17 protein-coding genes are annotated in these 20,872 nt (G+C 33.0%); 12 read left to right on the forward strand and 5 right to left on the reverse strand.

Going from position 1 to position 20,872, the window contains the following annotated elements:
• The first annotated feature begins 43 nt into the window (after positions 1–43).
• The 7 genes from IPZ78_RS09125 to IPZ78_RS09155 all read left to right on the forward strand — a co-directional run bounded on the left by IPZ78_RS09125 (position 44) and on the right by IPZ78_RS09155 (position 8,361).
• Positions 44–1,126, forward strand: coding sequence for a Gfo/Idh/MocA family oxidoreductase (locus IPZ78_RS09125; protein ID WP_225552918.1), 1,083 nt, complete (start codon positions 44–46; stop codon positions 1,124–1,126).
• 60 nt (positions 1,127–1,186) lie between these two features.
• Positions 1,187–2,425 carry a BaiN/RdsA family NAD(P)/FAD-dependent oxidoreductase gene (locus tag IPZ78_RS09130; RefSeq protein WP_317197576.1) on the forward strand — a complete coding sequence of 413 codons (1,239 nt, stop codon included), beginning with the start codon at positions 1,187–1,189 and terminating at the stop codon, positions 2,423–2,425.
• A gap of 281 nt (positions 2,426–2,706) precedes the next feature.
• Positions 2,707–3,117, forward strand: coding sequence for a response regulator (locus IPZ78_RS09135; protein ID WP_225552921.1), 411 nt, complete (start codon positions 2,707–2,709; stop codon positions 3,115–3,117).
• Positions 3,118–3,185: 68 nt separating this feature from the next.
• Entirely contained in the window at positions 3,186–3,998 is an 813-nt protein-coding gene (locus IPZ78_RS09140; RefSeq protein WP_225552923.1) for a hypothetical protein, read from the forward strand.
• A gap of 15 nt (positions 3,999–4,013) precedes the next feature.
• On the forward strand, positions 4,014–5,102 hold the full coding sequence (locus IPZ78_RS09145; protein ID WP_225552925.1) for a ThiF family adenylyltransferase: 1,089 nt from the start codon (positions 4,014–4,016) through the stop codon (positions 5,100–5,102).
• Between the two features lie 15 nt (positions 5,103–5,117).
• Positions 5,118–7,277, forward strand: coding sequence for a sensor histidine kinase (locus IPZ78_RS09150; protein ID WP_225552926.1), 2,160 nt, complete (start codon positions 5,118–5,120; stop codon positions 7,275–7,277).
• 1 nt (position 7,278) lies between these two features.
• On the forward strand, positions 7,279–8,361 hold the full coding sequence (locus IPZ78_RS09155; RefSeq protein WP_225552928.1) for a sensor histidine kinase: 1,083 nt from the start codon (positions 7,279–7,281) through the stop codon (positions 8,359–8,361).
• 5 nt (positions 8,362–8,366) lie between these two features.
• Here IPZ78_RS09155 and IPZ78_RS09160 read toward each other — a convergent pair whose 3' ends face one another.
• The 5 genes from IPZ78_RS09160 to IPZ78_RS09180 all read right to left on the reverse strand — a co-directional run bounded on the left by IPZ78_RS09160 (position 8,367) and on the right by IPZ78_RS09180 (position 11,721).
• Complete coding sequence (locus IPZ78_RS09160; RefSeq protein ID WP_225552930.1) at positions 8,367–8,825, reverse strand: response regulator; 459 nt, start codon at positions 8,823–8,825, stop codon at positions 8,367–8,369.
• A gap of 395 nt (positions 8,826–9,220) precedes the next feature.
• Positions 9,221–9,742 (reverse strand): MCP four helix bundle domain-containing protein, encoded by a 522-nt coding sequence (locus IPZ78_RS09165; RefSeq protein ID WP_225552932.1) that lies wholly within the window; start codon positions 9,740–9,742, stop codon positions 9,221–9,223.
• Positions 9,743–9,994: 252 nt separating this feature from the next.
• Entirely contained in the window at positions 9,995–10,552 is a 558-nt protein-coding gene (locus IPZ78_RS09170; protein WP_225552933.1) for a DUF4256 domain-containing protein, read from the reverse strand.
• A 25-nt stretch (positions 10,553–10,577) separates the two neighbouring features.
• The gene (locus tag IPZ78_RS09175; RefSeq protein ID WP_225552935.1) at positions 10,578–11,285 is read right to left on the reverse strand and encodes a class I SAM-dependent methyltransferase; all 708 of its coding nucleotides are present in this window, start codon (positions 11,283–11,285) and stop codon (positions 10,578–10,580) included.
• Positions 11,286–11,289: 4 nt separating this feature from the next.
• The gene (locus IPZ78_RS09180; RefSeq protein ID WP_225552937.1) at positions 11,290–11,721 is read right to left on the reverse strand and encodes a hypothetical protein; all 432 of its coding nucleotides are present in this window, start codon (positions 11,719–11,721) and stop codon (positions 11,290–11,292) included.
• A 345-nt stretch (positions 11,722–12,066) separates the two neighbouring features.
• Between IPZ78_RS09180 and IPZ78_RS09185 the strand changes: the two genes are divergently transcribed.
• The 5 genes from IPZ78_RS09185 to IPZ78_RS09205 are packed head-to-tail and all read left to right on the forward strand — an operon-like array spanning position 12,067 to position 20,849.
• Entirely contained in the window at positions 12,067–15,471 is a 3,405-nt protein-coding gene (locus tag IPZ78_RS09185) for a SusC/RagA family TonB-linked outer membrane protein (RefSeq protein WP_225552939.1), read from the forward strand.
• A gap of 4 nt (positions 15,472–15,475) precedes the next feature.
• Positions 15,476–17,047, forward strand: coding sequence for a SusD/RagB family nutrient-binding outer membrane lipoprotein (locus tag IPZ78_RS09190; protein ID WP_225552941.1), 1,572 nt, complete (start codon positions 15,476–15,478; stop codon positions 17,045–17,047).
• 20 nt (positions 17,048–17,067) lie between these two features.
• A complete protein-coding gene (locus tag IPZ78_RS09195; protein WP_225552942.1) occupies positions 17,068–18,168 on the forward strand; it encodes a glycoside hydrolase family 18 in 1,101 nt (366 codons plus the stop codon).
• A 24-nt stretch (positions 18,169–18,192) separates the two neighbouring features.
• Positions 18,193–19,386: a DUF1735 and LamG domain-containing protein gene (locus IPZ78_RS09200; protein WP_225552944.1), complete on the forward strand. Its 1,194-nt coding sequence runs from the start codon at positions 18,193–18,195 to the stop codon at positions 19,384–19,386.
• Positions 19,387–19,400: 14 nt separating this feature from the next.
• Positions 19,401–20,849 (forward strand): BT_3987 domain-containing protein, encoded by a 1,449-nt coding sequence (locus IPZ78_RS09205; protein ID WP_225552945.1) that lies wholly within the window; start codon positions 19,401–19,403, stop codon positions 20,847–20,849.
• The last annotated feature ends 23 nt before the right edge of the window (positions 20,850–20,872 follow it).

Here is a 20,872-nt window from a genome sequence, read left to right on the forward strand (position 1 = left end):
TGAGCTGACTATATTTGGCATCTTATATGCACCATATAAAATTATGAAAAGATATAAAGTAGGATTAATAGGTTTTTCAATAGGTGGACATGTATTTCATGCACCATTTATTGCTAGTAATCCAGATTTAGAACTATATAAAGTAACTGCGCGCAAAGAAGAGCAGCAAAAAATGTTGGCTGAACGTTATCCAGATGCTATTGGTGTCCTATCGTCGGATGATATCATCAATGATCCAGAAGTGGATATCGTCGTGGTAGCTACTTCCAATGATGTACATTATAGCTTAACTAAGCAAGCTTTAGAAGCAGGAAAGCATGTTGTCGTTGAAAAGCCTTTTACGAATACGACAGTAGAGGCAGACGAATTGATTGCATTGGCAAAAGAAAAAAGATTGTTATTATCCGTACATCATAATGCTCGTTTTCATTCGGATTTTAAAACGGTAAAACGTGTTTTGGCGGAAGGCAGATTGGGTCGAGTAGTCAGTTATGAGGGACGTTTTGATCGTTTCCGTAATTTTTTGAGAGATGGAGCTTGGCGAGAACAAGATTTACCTGGTTCTGGTATTCATTATGATTTAGGAGCACACTTAATAGATCAAGCATTGCAATTATTTGGTCATCCAGAGTTTGTTTTTGCAGACCTGAGAGCGCAACGTGATGGTGCAACAGTTGTTGATGATTTTGAATATATATTATCTTACCCTCGCCTGAAAGTAACCTTGAAAGGTCAGATGTTAGCAAAAGAACCAACACCTCGTTTCGCAATATATGGTATTAATGGTTCGTTTGTAAAGAAAGGCGTAGATCCGCAAGAAAACTTATTGAGAGCTGGTATTCGTCCAGAATCTAAACCAGATTGGGGGGTGGAATCTGCTAATATACAGGGGTCGCTTTCATTGCTTGAAAATAGTGAAGATGTACACGAATATGTCTTAAGTGAGGTTGGTGCAGGACAAGATTTTTATAGAAATATTGTAGCTACGTTAAAAGGTGAAGAGTCATTATTGATAAAGCCGGAGGAAGCAAGAGACGTAATTCGTATTCTAGAGTTGGGTGATATCTCTTGGAGAGAACGAAGAACGGTGCCGGTTGAAGGTGAGTTGATTTCGTCAAAATATTAAATGAAAAATTCCACAATTATTCTTTGTGGGATTTTTCATTTAATATAATACTTGTCATATATCCAAAGACGACCTATCTTTGGCATTCTAATTAGTAAGATAGTGGTAAACTACGATGCAATAATTATTGGTGCTGGAGCTTGTGGATTAATGTGTGCGGCGCAGGCAGGTTTGTTAGGTAAGAAAACGCTCGTTCTCGAACGCAATGATAAACCAGGTGCTAAAATTTTAATCTCTGGAGGAGGTCGTTGTAATTATACTAACTTAGGTACTTCCATTGAAAATTTTGTATCAGAAAATCCTAGATTTTTGAATACTGTCTTTTCACAATGGACAGTAGATGATACCATTCAATTTTTTGAGAATTTCGGAGGTATAAAGCCGCAAGAGAAAACTTTAGGACAATTATTTCCAACTACTAATAAGGCTAAAGATATTGTCTCAACATTTACGAAAATACTCTTTGAGACAGGGCAAGATTTGTGGTTGAATACCTTGGTGAAATCAATTGACAAAGTCGAAAATGATTATCTTATTCAAATAGAGCGAGAAGGAAAGGAGCAAAGGTTATTTACTTCCAAAATTGTTTTTGCTTCAGGAGGTCTACCGGTGCAAAAACTTGGAGCTTCTGATTTCGCAATCCGTGTTGCACGCCAGTTCGATATGGAAATCATACAAACTGCTCCTGCATTAGTTCCGATGACTATTACTGGGAAAGATGCAGATTGGTATGCTTCTTTATCTGGAAATTCCGTTTTTGCACGCGTATACAACGACAAGAATTCATTTGAGGAGAATATTCTTTTTACGCACTGGGGACTTAGTGGACCTGCGATTTTGCAAATTTCTTCGTATTGGAAGGCAGGAGAAATCTTTACGATTGATTTACTCCCAAAATTTAAATTAGAAGACATTATTAAGCAAGAACGAAATAATGGCGGCAAAAGACTCGTGGGACAGATACTCAATGACTTTTTTACAAAAAAAATGGTTGATGCTTTAGGGAAATTTCTGCCTTTGGATATTAAAATTGCTTCCTTAAGCAAAGCTGATGCACACTTGATTGTAGATACAATTCACAAATTCAAAGTTAAACCCGCAGGCGACAAAGGTTACGATAAAGCTGAGGTCATGCGTGGTGGAATTGCTACTGCTGAATTAAACCCAAAAACATTAGAGTCCAAGAAAAATCCAGGACTGTACTTTGGTGGCGAAGCGGTGGATATTACGGGCTGGCTTGGTGGATATAACTTTCAATGGGCATGGGCGGCTGGTTATGCAATGGCACAAGATCTTTAATTTAAAATTGTTGTTTCATAAAAAATAAATCAAAGGTACTTGTGGATACAAAAGTTTTTGTAAATTGCAGGGAACTATATAGTATGTCTACATAGTATATAGTTTAGAAATATGAAAAACAATAATGCATTTTTAAAATAATCTCCGAACCTACAGTCTATTAGCGGTATAAGTGTGTTGTTTATTTACGTATACCATGTTGGGAAATAGCTTGTTGATGCTTTTTTCTCTTCATTTTTATGTTAATCCGATTGTAAAGGGTGGTTTTAACCTGTGAATTCATGCGTGTAACGCTTGTTGAAGATAATGCTATCTTCTGTTTTCTTTTTGAAAAATTTTTAGAAGATTATCCTTCTAAAAAAATTGAAATTCAGCTTTTTTCTGATGGTAAGAAGGCTTGGGATCATTTTGTTTCAATTAAAAATGAACCAAATTTATTCCCTGATATCTTATTTTTAGATATTAATATGCCTATTATGAACGGCTGGGAGTTATTGGAGAATTTATTAGTAAATGATTTTGATTTTATTCGTGAAAATCCAATCTATATTGTGAGTTCATCAAAAAGTTCTTTAGATACATCGAAGTGTGAAGAGTATAGCTTTATAACTGATTATATAACTAAACCTATACAGAGAGAGGGGATTTATAAAATATTAGATGAATATCTCAACCAAAAACTAAATCCGTAGATGTTTTAAATCTCTAATAGTTACCATACTTAAGAATTATTTATTTACAATTTTAATGGCTTTTTAAAGTGGCATTAGTATTTAAAGAAGGGCGACCTGTAGTCAGATTAAGAGCTTTTAGAGCCATAGATGACCCGAAAACTTGTGAACGTTTTATTGCAGGACATGAACATGTTCTCACAGCGATAGGTGTTAAAAAAGTTACTTCTTCCAAAAACGATTGGATGTATAATCCAGCTGCATTTGTACTTATTGTAGAATCGTTAGATGGAGAGAATGTGTATGGTGGCGCACGTATACATGTCGCTGGGGGTACACAACCACTTCCAATTGAAGAGGCCACAGGAAAAATGGATCCTTCGATTTTTGACCTTGTTTGGGATTATGCGCAAGATGGAACTGGTGAAGGCTGCGGTCTATGGAATTCTAGAGAAATAGCAGGATATGGTATTGGAAGTATTTTTTTAACCCGAGCGGCAATAGCTATTGCACCGCAGATCGGCATTAAGTCTTTGTTTGCTTTATGTGCACCTTATACTATTAATCTTACCAAATGTGTTGGTTATAGGCAAGAAACTAGTGTCGGTAATAATGGAACATTTTATTATCCAAAATTAGATCTTTTGGCCACAACGATGATCCTTGATAACGTATCGACAATGAGTTTAGCTTCGGAAGACGATAAAAATGCAATTATCGCTTTACGTGATAATCTAAATTGTACTAGGATAGAAGTGTTGCGATCGAAAGAGATTGAAATTCAATATCAATTGGGGTTAGACTTTAAAGGAACATGGAATCTAAGTGAAATCATTGCAAATGCTTCTAAGAGAACTAAGTTGGATAAGGATTTGGAAGAGAATGAAATTCAGATTATGTAATTATTCCCTAAACTTATGATAAATTCTTTGGAAAATAAATTTTTGTACAAACCTATATTCTTCCGTAATACAAACAGTGAAGAGAAACGACTCTTGGAAGAGTTGATGAAAGGCGATGATGTAGCATTCGTTTTTGATGAAATAGAGCGGCAGATAGCGGAACTAATTCGTTGTAGATTTCCTATGGGTGTTAGTGATGATAAAGCTGAAGACTTACGAAAAAATATTTTGGGAGATAGGAATGTAAACGAATTTGGAGTTTGGGTATATTATCCTTGGAGAAAAACAGTAGTTCATATTTTAGATGAACAGGAATTTATAGAGGTAAGGACGAATCGCAATCAGCTTAAAATATCAATTGAAGAACGTCAAAAGTTAGCATCTAAAAAAATAGGAATCATAGGATTGTCTGTAGGTCAGTCTATTGCTTTGACTATTGCTATGGAGCGAATATGTGGGGGATTAAGATTAGCTGATTTTGATACACTTGATCTGAGCAATATGAATAGACTTCGTACAGGATTATTTAATCTTTCTGTTCCAAAAGTAGTGATTTCAGCAAGAGAAATTGCTGAAATTGATCCTTTTTTAGATGTTGATATTTACCCTGACGGTGTTGATGAATCTAATTTTGACGAATTTTTAAATGGGCGTGGAGGTATAGATGTTTTAGTAGAGGTATGCGATAGTTTTGAAGTAAAGATCAAAAGTAGATTGCATGCTCGTAAGGCTAAGATTCCTGTAGTAATGGATACGAATGATAGAGGTATGTTAGATATTGAGCGCTTTGATTTAGAGCCCAATAGACCGCTATTGCATGGGTTGGCAGATGGGCTTACCGAAGAGAATCTAATTCATCTTTCTAAAGAAGAAAAGATGGGGTATCTAATGAAAATTGTAGATGCAGGTAATCTATCAGAAAGGATGAAAATGTCAATTCCTGAGATAAATCGCACTTTAGCTTCTTGGCCACAATTGGCTTCTGAAGTTTTTCTGGGTGGTGCCATTACAACTACAGTGTGCCGTGAAATATTACTCGGTCATTCAATTAAATCAGGCAGACATTATATGGATGTAGAAAAATTGATCAAAAGTGATAAATAATATATTTTATATCAGATGAATTTTAGAATTATTCTTATAGGTTTATATTTATTAACATCATTTTTTTCTTTATCGGCTAAGGAGCCTGTAATTTTTAGTAAGGACGATACAGGTGAATATATAGGTAAAAATATATCTATTCTTAAAGACCCGACGCGCAGCCTATCATTTGAAGAAATAATCAAACAAAAGGATAAATTTCTCGATAGTTATCAAGATGTGCCTAATTTGGGAGTAGAGGGAACTAATAATTGGCTACGTTTTACTGTTAGAAATAATTCTGACAAGCAGAATCTGGTTGTAAATCTCTCTCAGACTAATATAGACGAGGTTGTTTTTTATTGGATTCGTAATGGTGTTGTCGATAGTATAGTGACTAATGGAGGAGACCGAAGCAAGAACTTCGAATTTGACCATCAATTTTATTTTTTCGAAATTCCAGCAAATACGGGTGAAGAAATTGAGTGTTATTTTAAACTCTTTAGTTATACACAACTTTCAGCCCCAATATCCATTCATAGCCCCAAAGGATTATATCATACAATTTTTAAGTCTGATATCTTTTCAGCTATTTATATAGGGTTAATGCTATCTATGCTACTATATAATATTTTCTTGTATATCTCAACTCGTGAAACACATTATTTTTCTTATGTAAATTATATATTTTGGGTTGTGGTAGCGCAGCTGGCTATTTTAGGATTGTTGGAACCTCTTATACCACTCCAGAATAGTTGGATTACAAGTCGACTACTAACATTTACTGGAGCTATATCAGGATTAGCAACTATTTTCTTTGTAAAATCATTTTTGCAAACGGCACAGGATTCTCCAAAGTTTCATAAACTACTAAATATATTTATTATAGGATATGTAATTTCAATAGCATTATTACTTATTGGAATAATTACGCCAGCTTATAAAATGGTAAATTTTGTTGCTGGAGGGGGCTCGACTATAGTTTTAATCTTAGCGTTCAGATTATATAAAGAAAAATATCGACAAACAAAGTATTTCCTTTTCGCTTGGTGTATATTTTTAGTCAGTGTCTTGATTTATGTACTTAAGGATTATAATATATTACCTTATAATTTTTTCACCTTACGTTCTGTTCAGATTGGTTCATTTATAGAAGCGATAGTTCTTTCATTTGCATTAGGAGATAAAATTAATTTATATCGAAAGGAGAAGGAAGTATCACAAGCAAAGGCAATGAAAATTCTCCTTGAAAATGAGCGATTAATTCGAGTGCAGAATATTGAATTGGAGAATAAAGTTACAGAGCGTACAATAGATCTAACGAAGGCCAATGAATCTTTGACAGCTACGTTACGACATTTAAAGGATACACAGAGTCAATTAGTAGAAGCTGAAAAAATGGCTTCTCTTGGTCAGTTAACAGCTGGTGTAGCTCATGAAATAAATAATCCAATTAATTTTGTGACTTCGAATGTGACGCCATTAAGGCGTGATATTGAGATGATGTGGGCTGCAATAGATGAATTTGAACAAATAGCACTTCGAGATAATTTATCAGTGGAAGAGAAAAGTGCTTGCATTTCTAAGTATAAACAGGATTTAGATATTGATTATATTAAAACTGAAGTCAATTTTTTACTTAAAGGAATGCATGAAGGTGCTAGCCGAACAGCTGAAATAGTCAAAAGTTTGCGTGTGTTCTCTCGTGTAGATGAAGATACACTCAAATATGCTGATTTGAATGAAGGTGTTGAATCTACAATGATTATTTTGAATAGCTTATTAAAGGATAAGATTCAAGTTGAAAAAAGATATGGAGAAATACCCCCTATTGAATGTTACGCAGGTAAAATGAATCAAGTTTTTCTTAATATTCTCTCCAATGCTATATACGCGATAGATAAGAAGTATAAAGATAGTTTGGGTGGACATTTAGTTATTGAAACTGGGTTAAATGCTGATCAATCATCTGTCTTTATACGAGTAAAAGATAATGGTATTGGTATACCTGATATTATTAAAGATAAAATTTTTGATCCATTCTTTACGACTAAAGATGTCGGTGAGGGTACAGGACTTGGTATGTCGATAGCTTATAAGACTGTTGATAAGCATAATGGTAAAATTTCAGTTGATTCAACAGTTGATGTGGGAACTACTTTTGAGGTCATTATTCCAGTAAAACAATCTGCTTAATATGGAAAAAATAGAAATATTATATGTGGATGATGAGGAAAATAATTTATTGAGCTTTAAAGCTAATTTAAGGTATAATTATATTATTCATCTAGCATCGGATACAGCAGCTGCTGAAAAAATATTAGCTGAAAATTCTAATATTAGAATCATATTTTGTGATCATCGTATGCCCAATGAGCTTGGAGTAGATTTTCTGGGAAGAATAAAAATGACATACCCGAGACCTATACGGATCCTTCTTACAGCGTATGCTGACATGAGTGTAGTTATATCTGCTATTAACAAAGGTAATATATTTAAATTTGTACGTAAGCCTTGGATGACAGAGGAGATAATATCATCTATAGAAGAAGCTAATAAATTTTATATAGCAACATCTATGTTAGATATTAAAAATGAAGAGCTACAGAAAGCTTATGACGAATTAGATAAGTTCGCTTATAGTATTAGTCATGATTTGAGAGATCCATTGACAGGGGTGTTGTCGGCTATTAGCTATGCTCTAGGCTATGACAAAGTTAAACCTATTCATGAATTGTTGTTACTTATGCAGGGGTCGGTATTAAAACTTGATCAGTACATAGACAGTTTGAGAGATTATTATTTGCTTCGTCGGGGAGAATTATTAATTCAAGAAATTAATTTTTCTCAAGTCGGAAATACGATACAAGAGTTTTATAATATTTCTGTCGAAAAGAATAATGTTAATTTTTCGATTGAAGTCGAACAAAATAGCTTATTCAAAAGTGACTTATCACTAATAGAATTGATATTACATAATTTGTTAAGTAATGCATTTAAATACCAAAATATTAAAAATGAGTATAAATCTATCGCATTACAATTTAAAGTAAGCAAGGGGCTTGCTACCATATCCATTGAGGATAATGGGATAGGTATTGCTAATGAATTTATTGATGATATCTTTAGATTATTTTATAGAGGTACTGATCAAGCGCAAGGAATGGGGTTTGGACTCTATAATGTAAAAAGTGCGATGGTGAAAATTAATGGTAAAATAGAAGTAGAGTCGTCATTAGGTCATGGGACTAAATTTATACTCTACATTCCAAGTAAGTAGTCTTTTTATGATAAAAGCTTTTGTCTAAGGAGGAATTCTAATTGTTCATTAGATACCTCCAAATGTGAAAACTTTTCTAAAGTTGATTTTCTATCAGCATAGATTTCATAAGCTTTTTGAATAGTATCTTCCAGCTGATTTTCATTCCACGGCTTCGTAAGATAATGATATATTTTACCTTTATTGACTGCATCTATTACAGCGCTCATATCCGTATACCCTGTCAGTAGTATGCGCATTGGCTCAGCATTTATTTCTATCACTTTTTCCAAAAATTCGACACCTGTCATTTCTGGCATTCTTTGGTCAGTAATGATTATTTCTATAGGTGTATTTTTAATAATATCAATTGCTTCTTTTCCACTGATTGCAGTGTAAACATTGTATTTCATTCTAAAAGTCGCTTTGAATGAAAATAAATTATTTTCCTCGTCATCAACGTACAAAACAGAAATTTTACTCATATAATTATTTAAAATAGATAGAATTTTTCCAAGGTTTTATCGTTGGGTTTGACAATTCCTCGATACCAATATACGTAAAATGTGTAGTTATTGAAAAAAAATATAAAAAATGCTGATATTATTAATAAATTATTGAATTGATTGTGAATTAATTTAAACACCAACCTTGAATTGCCTATTGTTTGGTTTGACTGTGTTTTTTATAAATAGACTGCTTTGTGTTTGTGCTTGACAAGGCAATAATATGGACAGAAATGAAATTGGTATAACTAGGTTAGTAAAGTTTTTCATAAGTATAAACTTATTAATTTTATTCCAAAAATGAGAAGAATAAATAGAAAAAATATATGTTGAAGTAAGTATGGAATGGGTAAGTTTATTTGAGCTGTTATCGTTTAATTTAGTTGGTGATTGTCTTTCGGATTTTTGATGACTATCGGTTTTGTTGATAAGACAATTTTTTGGATTAAGACAGATATGACTATGATAATTACAATTTCAAGATAGGACAAAAAGCTACGTGTACTCGTCATATTCAAAACTTCATCAAGTTTGTTCTTTCCTTCCTCGACTTGTATGGAAGAAAGAATACGAAGTACTTTTTCTGCTTCAAGGCTTTTTGCAAATGCTGTCGAATATGCTGAATTTGCCAGATGCTCTTTTATTTGTTCTATATCGTCAATTAATTTTTTGAAACTTATTTTTTCTTTTTCTGTTAAGTAAGTTTTATCATAAGCGATATTAATAGTATCAATATGCGCTAATGTAGCTTGTATTTTATGTGTATTGTAAGTAACATTTGATTTGAGTAATTGGGATATTTCTTCTATATAATTCGATAGCTGTAGGATGTAATTGCCAACTACAACTCTATCTTCATACAAAGAAGTTACACTTTCGTTTACATGTTTTATCATTAATCTCTCTTGTATATTAGTCAACAGGATTAGACAAAGTATAGAAAAGATTAAAGTTGTCGTTTTAATCTTGTTTTGAGTAGTAAAACTTAGATTTTTGAATATCATTATCAGTTTATAGATTAGTAGCTGGTACTTAAGGGAAGTATAATGAAAATATTATTATAACAGTCTCACTAACCAATACTGTCTTAAATTACTGAAAATTTATGATTTATGGTTTATATTTATTGTAAATAAACAAGGTAATTATCAGCTTAGTTCTAAAATCCCTCTAAATCCTCTGGCTCCATAATAAGAATCAGCACCATTATGGTATATAAATACACGACCAAATCGCTTGTCACCAAAAAGCGCGCCTCCATTTTTACGCACATCAACAGATGTTTTTATCCAGCTGGATGTTTTCAAATCAAAATCTCCAAACTTTTGAAGTTGAAAGTATTGATCTTCATTCAATAAATCAATGCCCATTTCATTAGCCATATTTACGGCAGAGTCCTCTGGTTTATATTGCTTTCTTGATTCTAAAGCTTCGTGATCATAACATATACTACGTCTCCCTTTTGGGCTTTCGGATGAGCAATCAATAAAAAATATCTTCCCCTCGGAATTACTTAATTCCACGACATCCGGTTCACCAATGGTCTCTTCCATTTGAAATAAATTGTATAATGCATTATCATTATTTATCAATTTATTTAACACATCATCCCATTGTATATTCGGATGCCTAGTTGGATTTTTTTTGAATCTTTGTTCAAGTATGTTCAGCAATTCATTTTGTTCTTCTTGTGATAACTTTTTCATAGTTTTTATATATAATAGATATTGTTCATTTGTATCCGATTAGTCCAGTAGCACAGCCATAAAAATAAGATTTGTTATCTACATGTAATCCTGCTTTTTGAAAGATTAATTTTGCTTTGTTACAGTCCATAAAGTTTACCGTATATAGCCAGAGCATGCGATAATCAGTTGGATTTCCTAAGAAAAGCGTTCCCAGTATTGGAATTACTTTAGATAAATATAATTTATATAAAAATTGAAGTGTACGATTAGGAGGGACAGATATCTCTATGAAGGTAAATTTTCCTCCTAATTTTAGAGATTTAAAGACTTTTTCTGCAAGTTGTTGAATTTGTTCTTCGTTGAAAGTCTTTAGCCCAAATGCGCAAGTAATAACGTCAAAATGCTCTTTCGGTAACTCTTTATTCAGAATATCATGATGTATAATTTCGAACCTATTATCTAATCGTTTTGTGTTTTTAAGTTGGCTAGACTCAACCATTTTTTCTGAAAAATCAATAGCAGAAAAGATCCCGTTGGGAAATCTTTTTATTAATAATTTCCAATTTTCGCCTAATCCCGATAATAAGTCAAGTACATGTACCTCATTTTTATCGGGAGAGATCGACTGAATAAATTGTTTGCGCCAAATAAATGAGAACCCCAGTGATGTTATATAATTCATTCTTTCGTACGATGTAGACATACGATTGAATAATTTTTTTACATAAGCAGGGTCATATATGTTTAGCATGTTATTATTCTGACTTATAAGCTATCTTATCATTGATTGATAAATCCTTTGTCTTTTTGTTATACTTAAACTGATTATGGCTAAATACATCATCAGCTTGTTTGTTTAATATAACAGTTTCTTCATTGTCTGCTAAGAATAATTCAAAAGCAGATGAATCAGTATTAGGAACGACAAAGGCGCTAATGATTGCTTCTGTAGAATCAATTGCTACTGGATTTAATCGTATTCCAACTGAAAACACTTGTATACAATCATTTTTTATTTGACTCCAAGTTTGACCTGCTGATGATAAACATCCGTGCTTGTCTTTATTACCGCCAATTGATGGCATTTCTTGCGATATAGAATCATTGACTTGTGTTTGTTGTTTTGTGGAATTTTGGCAAGACGCTAGTATTGCAAATACACTTCCAAGTAAAATAATTTTCTTCATATAGTTTTATATTGTAGAATAAAGTTGAAATATAAGAAAAAAAATATCATTATATTTTAGCTTATTAATAAATATATCTATATTGCGATAATAAAATAAGATAATCAGTTAGTTTTGAGTTATAAATTTTAGTTTTAACAGAATTTTGTGTTTTTTTAAATCATATAGCTAAAACGATTTAGTTTGTTGATTTTTTAGTATTATGCGTGGTAGTGATACTATTTTTTTTTAACCCGTTTAGCTAAAACGATTTATCAAATTTTTATTATAAATAACCAATTTTTCAAATTGTAATATAATTATCAATAAACCAATATTTATTTATCAATTAAATGTATAAACTTTATGATGAAAAGTAATTCATTTAAGAAGGTTAGAAATGTAGGAGCATTAATGCTTTTGCTGCAATTTTCTTCTGCTTCTGAAGTAAATAATGTTGTCAATATTTCAAGACAACATATAACTGCCTCAGAGCTTATTAAGGAAATTAAAAAGCAAACAGGCTATAATGTTTTTTATGCTAATCAGCTTATCAACGGGGGAAAAACTTTTTCGGTGAATTTCAAAAATGAAACCTTAGAAAATGTTTTAAACACAATGAAATCTAATTTGGATATTTCGTTCGAAATTAGTGACAAAACAATTATGCTAGTTGGTGATTTGGATAAATCTAAGTCTTCAAACAATGCAAAAATTCAACAATCAATTCGCGGGAAAATATCAGATAGCAATGGTCAACCACTACAAGGAGCATCCGTGTCTATTCAAGGTACTTCCAATGCAACATCTACAGATGTTAGCGGTTCATTTAGCCTGAATAATGTAAAGGTAGGTGATAAGCTTGTTGTTAAATACATTGGATATGTAGAACAGGTGGTTGCAATTACAAATCTTGCTACGCCAATAAATCTGAGTTTATCTTCAGAAGACAATGTTATTGAGGATGTCGTTGTAACTGCATTAGGTATCAAAAGACAAGAAAAGGCGCTTAGTTACAATGTTCAGCAAGTTAAATCAGATGATTTGACCAATGTAAAGAGCACCAACTTTACAAATAACCTCGTAGGTAAAGTTGCTGGATTAACAGTTAATAGTTCATCAAGTGGTCCAGGTAGTGCGACTAAAGTCGTGATGAGAGGTGTCAAATCAATTGAACAAAGTAGTGGAGCATTGTATGTAATAGATGGTGTTCCTTTGATGTCAATGACGAATACACAAGGCGAGGGTAGATTTGACTCTAAAGGAACTACTGAAGGCATTGCAGATATAAACCCAGAAGATATTGAGTCAATATCTGTGTTGACTGGTGCGGCTGCTGCAGCATTATATGGATCTGCTGCATCAAATGGTGCGGTATTAATTAATACAAAAAAAGGGAGTGCAGGAAGAGTAAATGTAACATTATCTACAGGAGCTGAGTATGGTAATCCATTTGTTTTACCTCAATTTCAAAATAAATATGGTAATGATGGTAGGATTAGTTCATGGGGAGCATTATTACCAGAATCAGCAGAGAAATATGAGGTTAAAGACTTTTTTGAAACTGCTTCCACCTATAATAATTCAGTAACATTTTCTGGAGGATCGGATCGAAATCAAACGTATTTTTCAGCTTCTTCAGTTAATGGTAAAGGTATTGTCCCCAATAACGCATATAATAGATATAATTTTACTTTTCGTAATACATCCACATTCTTTGATGATAAGTTAAAAGTTGATGGTAGCGCCAGCTATATCATCCAAAATCATAATAATATGATTAATCAAGGGGAGTATATGAATCCTTTGACAAGTGCATATTTATTACCTAGAGGAGATGGTTTAGCTAAAACTAAAATTTTCGAAATTTTCGATCCTAACATACAAAGTTATGTTCAGAATTGGGGTGATTTCACAAGTGCGAATGGATTGTATAATGGTATGTACGCTGGTGAATTCACTTTACAAAATCCTTATTGGGTTGCCTATAGAAATTTGAGACCGAGCAATCGCAATCGTTATATGTTATCATTAGGAGCTACATATGAATTGAAAAAGTGGTCTAATACAGAGAAATGGGATGTGTCAGCACGTATTCGTACAGATCAGACAAACTATACCAACGAAGATAAGCGATATGCATCCACTATTTCAGTGCTCAATATGAGTAAAACGGGGTATTACAATACATCTAATGGTAAAGAATCTCAAACTTACATGGATGTAATTACCAATTTTGTGAAGAATCTAGGTGAAAACAAAGAATATTCATTGAATGTCAATTTGGGAGCTTCACGTCAAATGTTAAAAATGGATGAATTATCTTATGGTGGTCCTTTGAGAGAAAATGGGGTTCCAAATGTTTTCAGTGCTTTTAATATTGATCAATCAGCTCAAAAAACTAACGCAATACCAGCTGGTTGGGCTGAGACTTTACCAGCGGTATTTGGTAGTGCAGAGTTAGGTTATAAGAATTATTTGTTTTTAACAGTAACAGGTAGAAATGAATGGGCTTCACAGTTGTATGGTGAGAACTATAAAGGTAAAAATTCTTATTTCTATCCATCTGTAGGTGCAACAGCGGTTATTACAGATATGATGTCTTCCGAAGCAAGAGATAATATTAAAGCATTATCATTCTTAAAACTTCGCTCGGCATATACAAAGGTATCTACACCGTTCCAACGTTGGTTGGTGAACCCAACCTATACATTTGATTTAGATACCAAATCTTATAGAACGACTTCATATTACCCAGTTTCAAATATGCAGCCTGAGTCAACACTTTCGTTTGAAGCAGGTTTGAGCTCAAGGTGGTTCAATAATAAGTTATCTTTTGATTTGACCTATTATAAAACAAATACTAAAAATCAAACAACTAGTACTTCAATATCAGCAAGTTCTGGATATGACAGGTTATATATTCAATCAGGTGATGTGCAAAACTCCGGTATTGAACTAGGTTTAGGATATGATCTTAAAAGTCAAGGTGATTTGAAATATAATACTTATTTCACTTTAGGATATAACAAGAATATTATAAAATCATTAGCTGAAAATTTCTTGAATCCAATTACTGGCGAATTAGAAACAATTCCATATTTGGTTAAACAATCATTTGGTTCTTTAAACTACTTGCTGAAAGAAGGGGGATCAATGGGAGACATTTATACGAATTCAGATTTCATGCGCAATAGTGATGGTAACATTTACATCAATGAAGATGGCAATATGACCTTTTCTAATTTTGATGTTGAGAAGGGCTATATGGGAAGTATTTTACCTAAGTATAATCTGGGTTGGAAAAATGAATTTGGATACAAAGGATTTAGTATAGGAGCTACATTGACAGCTCGTATAGGTGGTGTGGTAAATTCGATGACAGAAGCAGCTTTAGATTATTACGGTGTTTCTCAATCATCCGCTGATGCTAGAGATGCAGGAGGTGTGGAAGTAAACGGATTAATGTATAATACACAATCGTATTATGAGACAAAAGGTAAGAATAGACTAGCGCAATATTATACTTATGATGCTACGAATGTAAGATTGCAAGAAGCTTTTATTTCTTATAAGATTCCAAGACGTGTGTTTAAATCTATTGCAGATGCAACAATTTCTGTAACAGGTAGAAATTTATGGATGATTTATAACAAGGCACCATTTGATCCAGAAGTAATTTCAGGTACAGGAAATTTTGCACAGGGTTTGGACTACTTCATGTTACCGAGTTTGAGAAGTTTTGGTGTTAATTTAAAAGTAAATTTTTAAGCGCATGAAAAGGAGTAAATTAAATATATTAAAATATAGCATTCTAGCATTCGTTGTAATTCATACGACGAGTTGTACTAAAGATTTTGCTGAGGAAAATAGAAATCCTTATGCTGCGACAGAGGAAGAAATGAATAGGCTTCCGAAGGGAGGGGCTCAATTACTTGCTTTGCAAAAGTTGATTGTTCCCGAACAAGAAAATTCTTATCAAATGATTCTTGACTTGGGAATAAATGGATATGCTGGATATACAACACAATGGATGGATTTTAGGTCGGATTATCCAGTATATAACCCACGAAATGCATGGGTTGATTATATATATGATGATACTTTTCCGAAGATTTATAGTTCATATTTTGATATTTATCGTTTAACAAAAGGTGATAAAAAAGAGTTGCCTTTGGCTTTAGCTACAATATTGCGTGTAGCTATATCACATAATTTTACTGATATCTTCGGTCCAGTACCCTACAGTAAAATGAAAGCTGGTAATCTAAATACGGATTATGATAGTCAAGAGGAAGTGTACAAAGCTATGTGTGAAGATTTGAAAGAATCTGTCTTAACTCTGAAAGCTGTTGATATTAATAATAGACAATACGAGTCATTTGATTTGATATATGATGGCGACATGTCTAAATGGGTTAAATACGCTAATTCATTGTTATTGAGAATGAGTATTCGTATGGCGAGCAAACTACCTACTCTTGCAAAAGAGTATGCAGAATTTGCTGTGCAGAATGGGGTTATTACATCGAATAGTGACAATGCGCAATTACCAACTATAGATAATCCTTTATTTAAGGTAACCCATAATTGGGGGAATTCGGCAATTAATGCAGAGATAACAGAATATATGAATGCTTTCTCTGATCCTAGACGTGAGAAGTATTTTACAGCTGTATCTAATAGAACTGCAGGTAGACAGTATTTTGGAGTTAGGAATGGTACTGTAGCTCCTACAACCTACAATTTGGCAAATTATTCAAAGCCAAATATTACGCAGAATTCACCAATTTGTTGGATTACGGCATCCGAAGTTGCTTTTCTTAAAGCTGAAGGTGTTTTGAATGGATGGTCAATGGGGGGGGCTGCTGGAGATTTATACACGCAAGGTGTAAACTTATCATGTGAACAATGGGGAGCTTCTCCAGGTACATATTTGCAAAATACAGCAAAACGTGGAAGTTTAACAGATCAATTAACAACTGCTATGAATGTTAATTTTTCTTCACAAATAACTGTTAGTTGGGCTGATGCTGGAGGTGATAAGGAAAAGCAATTATCTAAAATTATAACACAAAAGTGGATTGCATTATATCCTTATGGAGCAGTAGAAGCATGGTCAGAGTGGAGAAGAACAGGTTACCCTAATATGATTCCAGCTGCGGCAAATAATAGTGGTGGTGCTGTAAGTAATATAACGCAAGTGGGTGGTAAGGATGTAGGAGGTATGCGTAGACTCCCATATTCAACAAAAGAATCTACAACAAGCCCAGCTGTCATGCAGAAGGCATTAACATTATTAGGAGGATCAGATAATGGTGGTACAAATCTTTGGTGGTCTAAATAATAATTTAAAAAGATATTGAAATGAAATTTTTTTTAAAGAATAGAATTTTTGCCGTTAATTATTTAGCAATATGTAGTTTGCTATTCGGTATGGCATCTTGTAATAAAATTACACCAGAGCCAATAGATGTAATTGTTCCAACAAGAAGTATTAATACAAGCCAGTTATTATCTTATAAGTCGAATCTAGCTAATAGAAATATCGCTGTAGGTATTATTTATGATTGGGGGATCAAAGATGGGAGTCAATTGATGCACACCCCTGATAGTTTAGATATGATCATAATCAGGGGAGATGTTTCAAATTTGAGTGAAGTCCAACAGAAAGATCTTGAAAATGTACAGTCAATCAAGGGTACAAAAGTATTGTCTTCTTTTGAAATAGAAGAAGTTAGTGAGGATTTACCTAAAAATACATATCCTACAGATTCGGCAAGTACCAGAAGAGACAAGTTATTGGCAAAATGGGTTGCAGAAAATCCATCAGCTACATTTGCACAACGAAGGGCTCAATCTGATACGATATATAAATATCAATTAATAGATGCTCAAAAAGAATATACAAAACTCTTTGTAGCTACTATTGATAAAAAATTTGAACCGCTAAAGGCTAATCTTGAACAATTGAAAAATTCAACTTTTGACGGAATCAGTATCAAATTACCTTCAATTCGGTCGGGAACTTTGACAGATAAGGATGTAGATAATTTAATAAGTGATCATATCAGTAATATTCAAAATGGATTAGGTAAAAAACTTATTTTGATTATTGAAAACCCTCAAGAAGTCATTAGTAATGCTGCAAAAATTGCAGATTGGTTGATTTATAATCAAAATACGGCAGTAAACTCGTTTGCAAATTTTTCGAACAGTGCACTATTTTTTCCATCTAATAAATTTATTGCATCTGTAGATTTATCAAGCGAAACAGATGAAGAAGGTTTTGCAGACACGGATTATTTTGGTCCCAATGGTATATTATCTCGTTCTCTAGATATCACAAATTGGTCTGCTCCAAACAAGGCAGGTGTGGCATATATACACTTGGAGAAAGACTATCATAATTTGAGTGGAAATCTAACGTATTCAACAGTTAGGTATGGTATTAAAAAAATAAATTAATTCTCACGTTGAAAATATAATGTTATGAAAATTAAAGGATTAATAGTGTGTTTTTTATCGTTGTCAATTCTATCTTGTAAACAAGAAAATGAAATTGATGGTGGTGAAAAATTCGATCAGCAAGCTATATTGTATTCTATTAAGGATAATAATAGAGCAATAGCCGCGTATTCAAAACTGGAAGATTTGACAGGTACTAAGGCTGATTTGAATTCGTTTAAAGAAATGGAATACTCGGTTGGATTGGCTAAACCTAATCCTAATGATGAAATCAATTTGACCTTTAAAGCTTCGCCGGAAGATGTAGCAAATTACAATAAACTTTATGGAACTACATATGAAGTTTTTCCTGATAGTCTTTTCAGTTTTACGTCATCACTTAAAATCGATACAGGTTCAACAAGTTCAAGTAGAGGTAAGTTGAGAGTCAAAATAGTAGATAAGTTAGAGAACAATAAGCCTTATTTATTAGCTATTAAATTGACATCAGCATCTAATTATTCAATTTTGTCAGGAGCAAATACAATTTTTTATAAAATTGAAAAATCAGTTCCAGTAGTTAATACATCTTTGGCTTTGACTCGAGATGTATATATGAAAATTGATAAAAACTTGTCTAAAGTGAATGATATAGGAAGCACATTTACAATAGAGTCATTGTTTTATACGGAGAAATTTAGAAATGCGACAGATGTTGGAGATGTGCAAATTTCTTCATTAATGGGTACTGAAGGTGCCACTTTACTTCGATTTGGTGACGCAGGTGTTGATGGTAATATTTTGAATGGTTATGGCTCTAGAGTTACTACTCCATTTGCAGAAAGGAAATGGTATCATTTAGCATTGGTTGTTACACCTACTTCAAGAAAAGTTTATATCAATGGTGTTCTTAATTCTACAAGTAACGGTGGAGGAGCATTAAATGAATTTTTTATAGGAAGAAGTTATAATGATAACCGTGGTTTTTGGGGTAGAGTTGCTGAAGTGAGGTTGTGGTCTGTTGAGCGATCAGCAAAGGATATCTCAGATGGTATGATGGGAGTAGGTGGAGGCTCTAGCGGTCTTTATGCTTATTGGAAGATGAATGAGGTAAATGGTATGACAATTCCGGATGCTTCTAGTAATGGTCGTGTGTTGACGATGTTTGGTCAAGGGGCAGACAAAAGCCAAAAAAGTATAAAGCTTTATAAAGAGGCTAGCGAAATAACAATTCAATAATAAATATAAATATTATGAAAAAGATCTTATACATAATGTCATTGTCTTTCTTGTTCTTTTCTTGTACACAAGAGATGACATTACCTTCAAAAGATGCAAGTGAATTAGAAATTGCATCTTCAGATGGTGTCACTTTATTAAATAAAATTAATCCGTCTGCTGAGACAACTCTAATTGATCGCGAAGGAGAATATGATTTTGTATTTACATCCAATAAGCCGGCAGCATCAGAGTCTTATTTAACTTTAGCATCAAGGACTGAATTAACAAATCTTGTCACAGAATATAATAGACATCTATTGACTACTGAATATGCTATTCTTCCAGAAACAAATCTTGAGGTTAATGCGGTGAAAATAGAAGCAGGAAAGTCTACTGCTGATGTAAAATTAACAATCAAAAATTTTGATAAATTGGCATTTGGATTCTATTTGGTTCCTTTTAAAGTAAACTTTGAGGGCAAGACAGCGATCCATATGGTTAAAGTGTTTAAGGACGGGGCGTATTCTGCATTATCTCCTAATAGTAAAAAGGCTATGCCTACTTTAGCGAGTAACTGTGTATTACGCACTGAGCCAATGAAAATGATCGGATATATTGAAACTAATGATTGGGATATTCGCAACTTGGCAAATTTTGTATTGAAAGGTAGTAAGAAACCTGTATTTGACTATATAGTCATTTTTGCTGCAAATATGAATTATGATCCCATTAAAAAAAGGAGATACTTACATTTTAATGATAAATTGGAGCCTTTTGTAAAAGATGCTGTACGATATACTAAGCCTTTAAAAGATAGAGGTATTAAATTGATTGTTGATATTCTCCCAAATCATCAAGGGGTCGGTTTTTACAATTTTCAATCCTATAATGAGGCTTTAGATTTTGTAAAAGAGTTGAAAATGTGGGCAGATAAATTAGGTATTGATGGCTTTGATATTGATGAAGAATACGCCAATTATTCTGTTTTACCTAGTTTACCAACAAAGGGCAATCAGTCTGTGTTTTATTTTATGCGTGCATTTAAAGACATCATGCCTGATAAATTACTAACATTATATGATTATGGTCATTCATTATCATCTTTTTCAGAAGATGAAGACACAAAGAAGAAAGTAAATGATTTTATTGATCTAAATTGGTCGGATTATAATATTACTAGCGGTCCAAGGGCAGGGATTTCTAATCATAAATACGGTAATCTATCTGTTGAAGGTAATTTAAGGTCGTATTATTTTTCAAGCCCAACTGTATATGGTCCTACACTGAGGTCTAGGGCACAGTCTAATGTTACTAATTGTTATGGTAATTTTATGATCTTTAATATTAGGGGTACAGAAATTAAACCAAATAACTCTGGTGTTAGTACTGCAGCTCAATCTTTATCATATATTACTCAAGTATTTTATGGTGAAGACGCTGAATTTAATGGTAAATATTATGTAGGCCAGAATGGACTATAGTATCTAGCAAGCATTATATTTGA

Origin of the sequence: Sphingobacterium bovistauri, from assembly GCF_020295405.1 — a bacterium.
GTDB lineage: Bacteria > Bacteroidota > Bacteroidia > Sphingobacteriales > Sphingobacteriaceae > Sphingobacterium > Sphingobacterium bovistauri.

Excerpts from the sequence above, each read along its gene's own strand:
- IPZ78_RS09125 (WP_225552918.1), top strand. The coding sequence starts at position 44 with ATGAAAAGATATAAAGTAGGATTAATAGGTTTTTCAATAGGTGGACAT.
- IPZ78_RS09135 (WP_225552921.1), top strand. The coding sequence starts at position 2,707 with ATGCGTGTAACGCTTGTTGAAGATAATGCTATCTTCTGTTTTCTTTTT.
- IPZ78_RS09145 (WP_225552925.1), top strand. The coding sequence starts at position 4,014 with ATGATAAATTCTTTGGAAAATAAATTTTTGTACAAACCTATATTCTTC.
- IPZ78_RS09150 (WP_225552926.1), top strand. The coding sequence starts at position 5,118 with ATGAATTTTAGAATTATTCTTATAGGTTTATATTTATTAACATCATTT.
- IPZ78_RS09155 (WP_225552928.1), top strand. The coding sequence starts at position 7,279 with ATGGAAAAAATAGAAATATTATATGTGGATGATGAGGAAAATAATTTA.
- IPZ78_RS09160 (WP_225552930.1), bottom strand. The coding sequence starts at position 8,825 with ATGAGTAAAATTTCTGTTTTGTACGTTGATGACGAGGAAAATAATTTA.
- IPZ78_RS09165 (WP_225552932.1), bottom strand. The coding sequence starts at position 9,742 with ATGATAAAACATGTAAACGAAAGTGTAACTTCTTTGTATGAAGATAGA.
- IPZ78_RS09170 (WP_225552933.1), bottom strand. The coding sequence starts at position 10,552 with ATGAAAAAGTTATCACAAGAAGAACAAAATGAATTGCTGAACATACTT.
- IPZ78_RS09175 (WP_225552935.1), bottom strand. The coding sequence starts at position 11,285 with ATGCTAAACATATATGACCCTGCTTATGTAAAAAAATTATTCAATCGT.
- IPZ78_RS09180 (WP_225552937.1), bottom strand. The coding sequence starts at position 11,721 with ATGAAGAAAATTATTTTACTTGGAAGTGTATTTGCAATACTAGCGTCT.
- IPZ78_RS09185 (WP_225552939.1), top strand. The coding sequence starts at position 12,067 with ATGATGAAAAGTAATTCATTTAAGAAGGTTAGAAATGTAGGAGCATTA.
- IPZ78_RS09190 (WP_225552941.1), top strand. The coding sequence starts at position 15,476 with ATGAAAAGGAGTAAATTAAATATATTAAAATATAGCATTCTAGCATTC.
- IPZ78_RS09195 (WP_225552942.1), top strand. The coding sequence starts at position 17,068 with ATGAAATTTTTTTTAAAGAATAGAATTTTTGCCGTTAATTATTTAGCA.
- IPZ78_RS09200 (WP_225552944.1), top strand. The coding sequence starts at position 18,193 with ATGAAAATTAAAGGATTAATAGTGTGTTTTTTATCGTTGTCAATTCTA.
- IPZ78_RS09205 (WP_225552945.1), top strand. The coding sequence starts at position 19,401 with ATGAAAAAGATCTTATACATAATGTCATTGTCTTTCTTGTTCTTTTCT.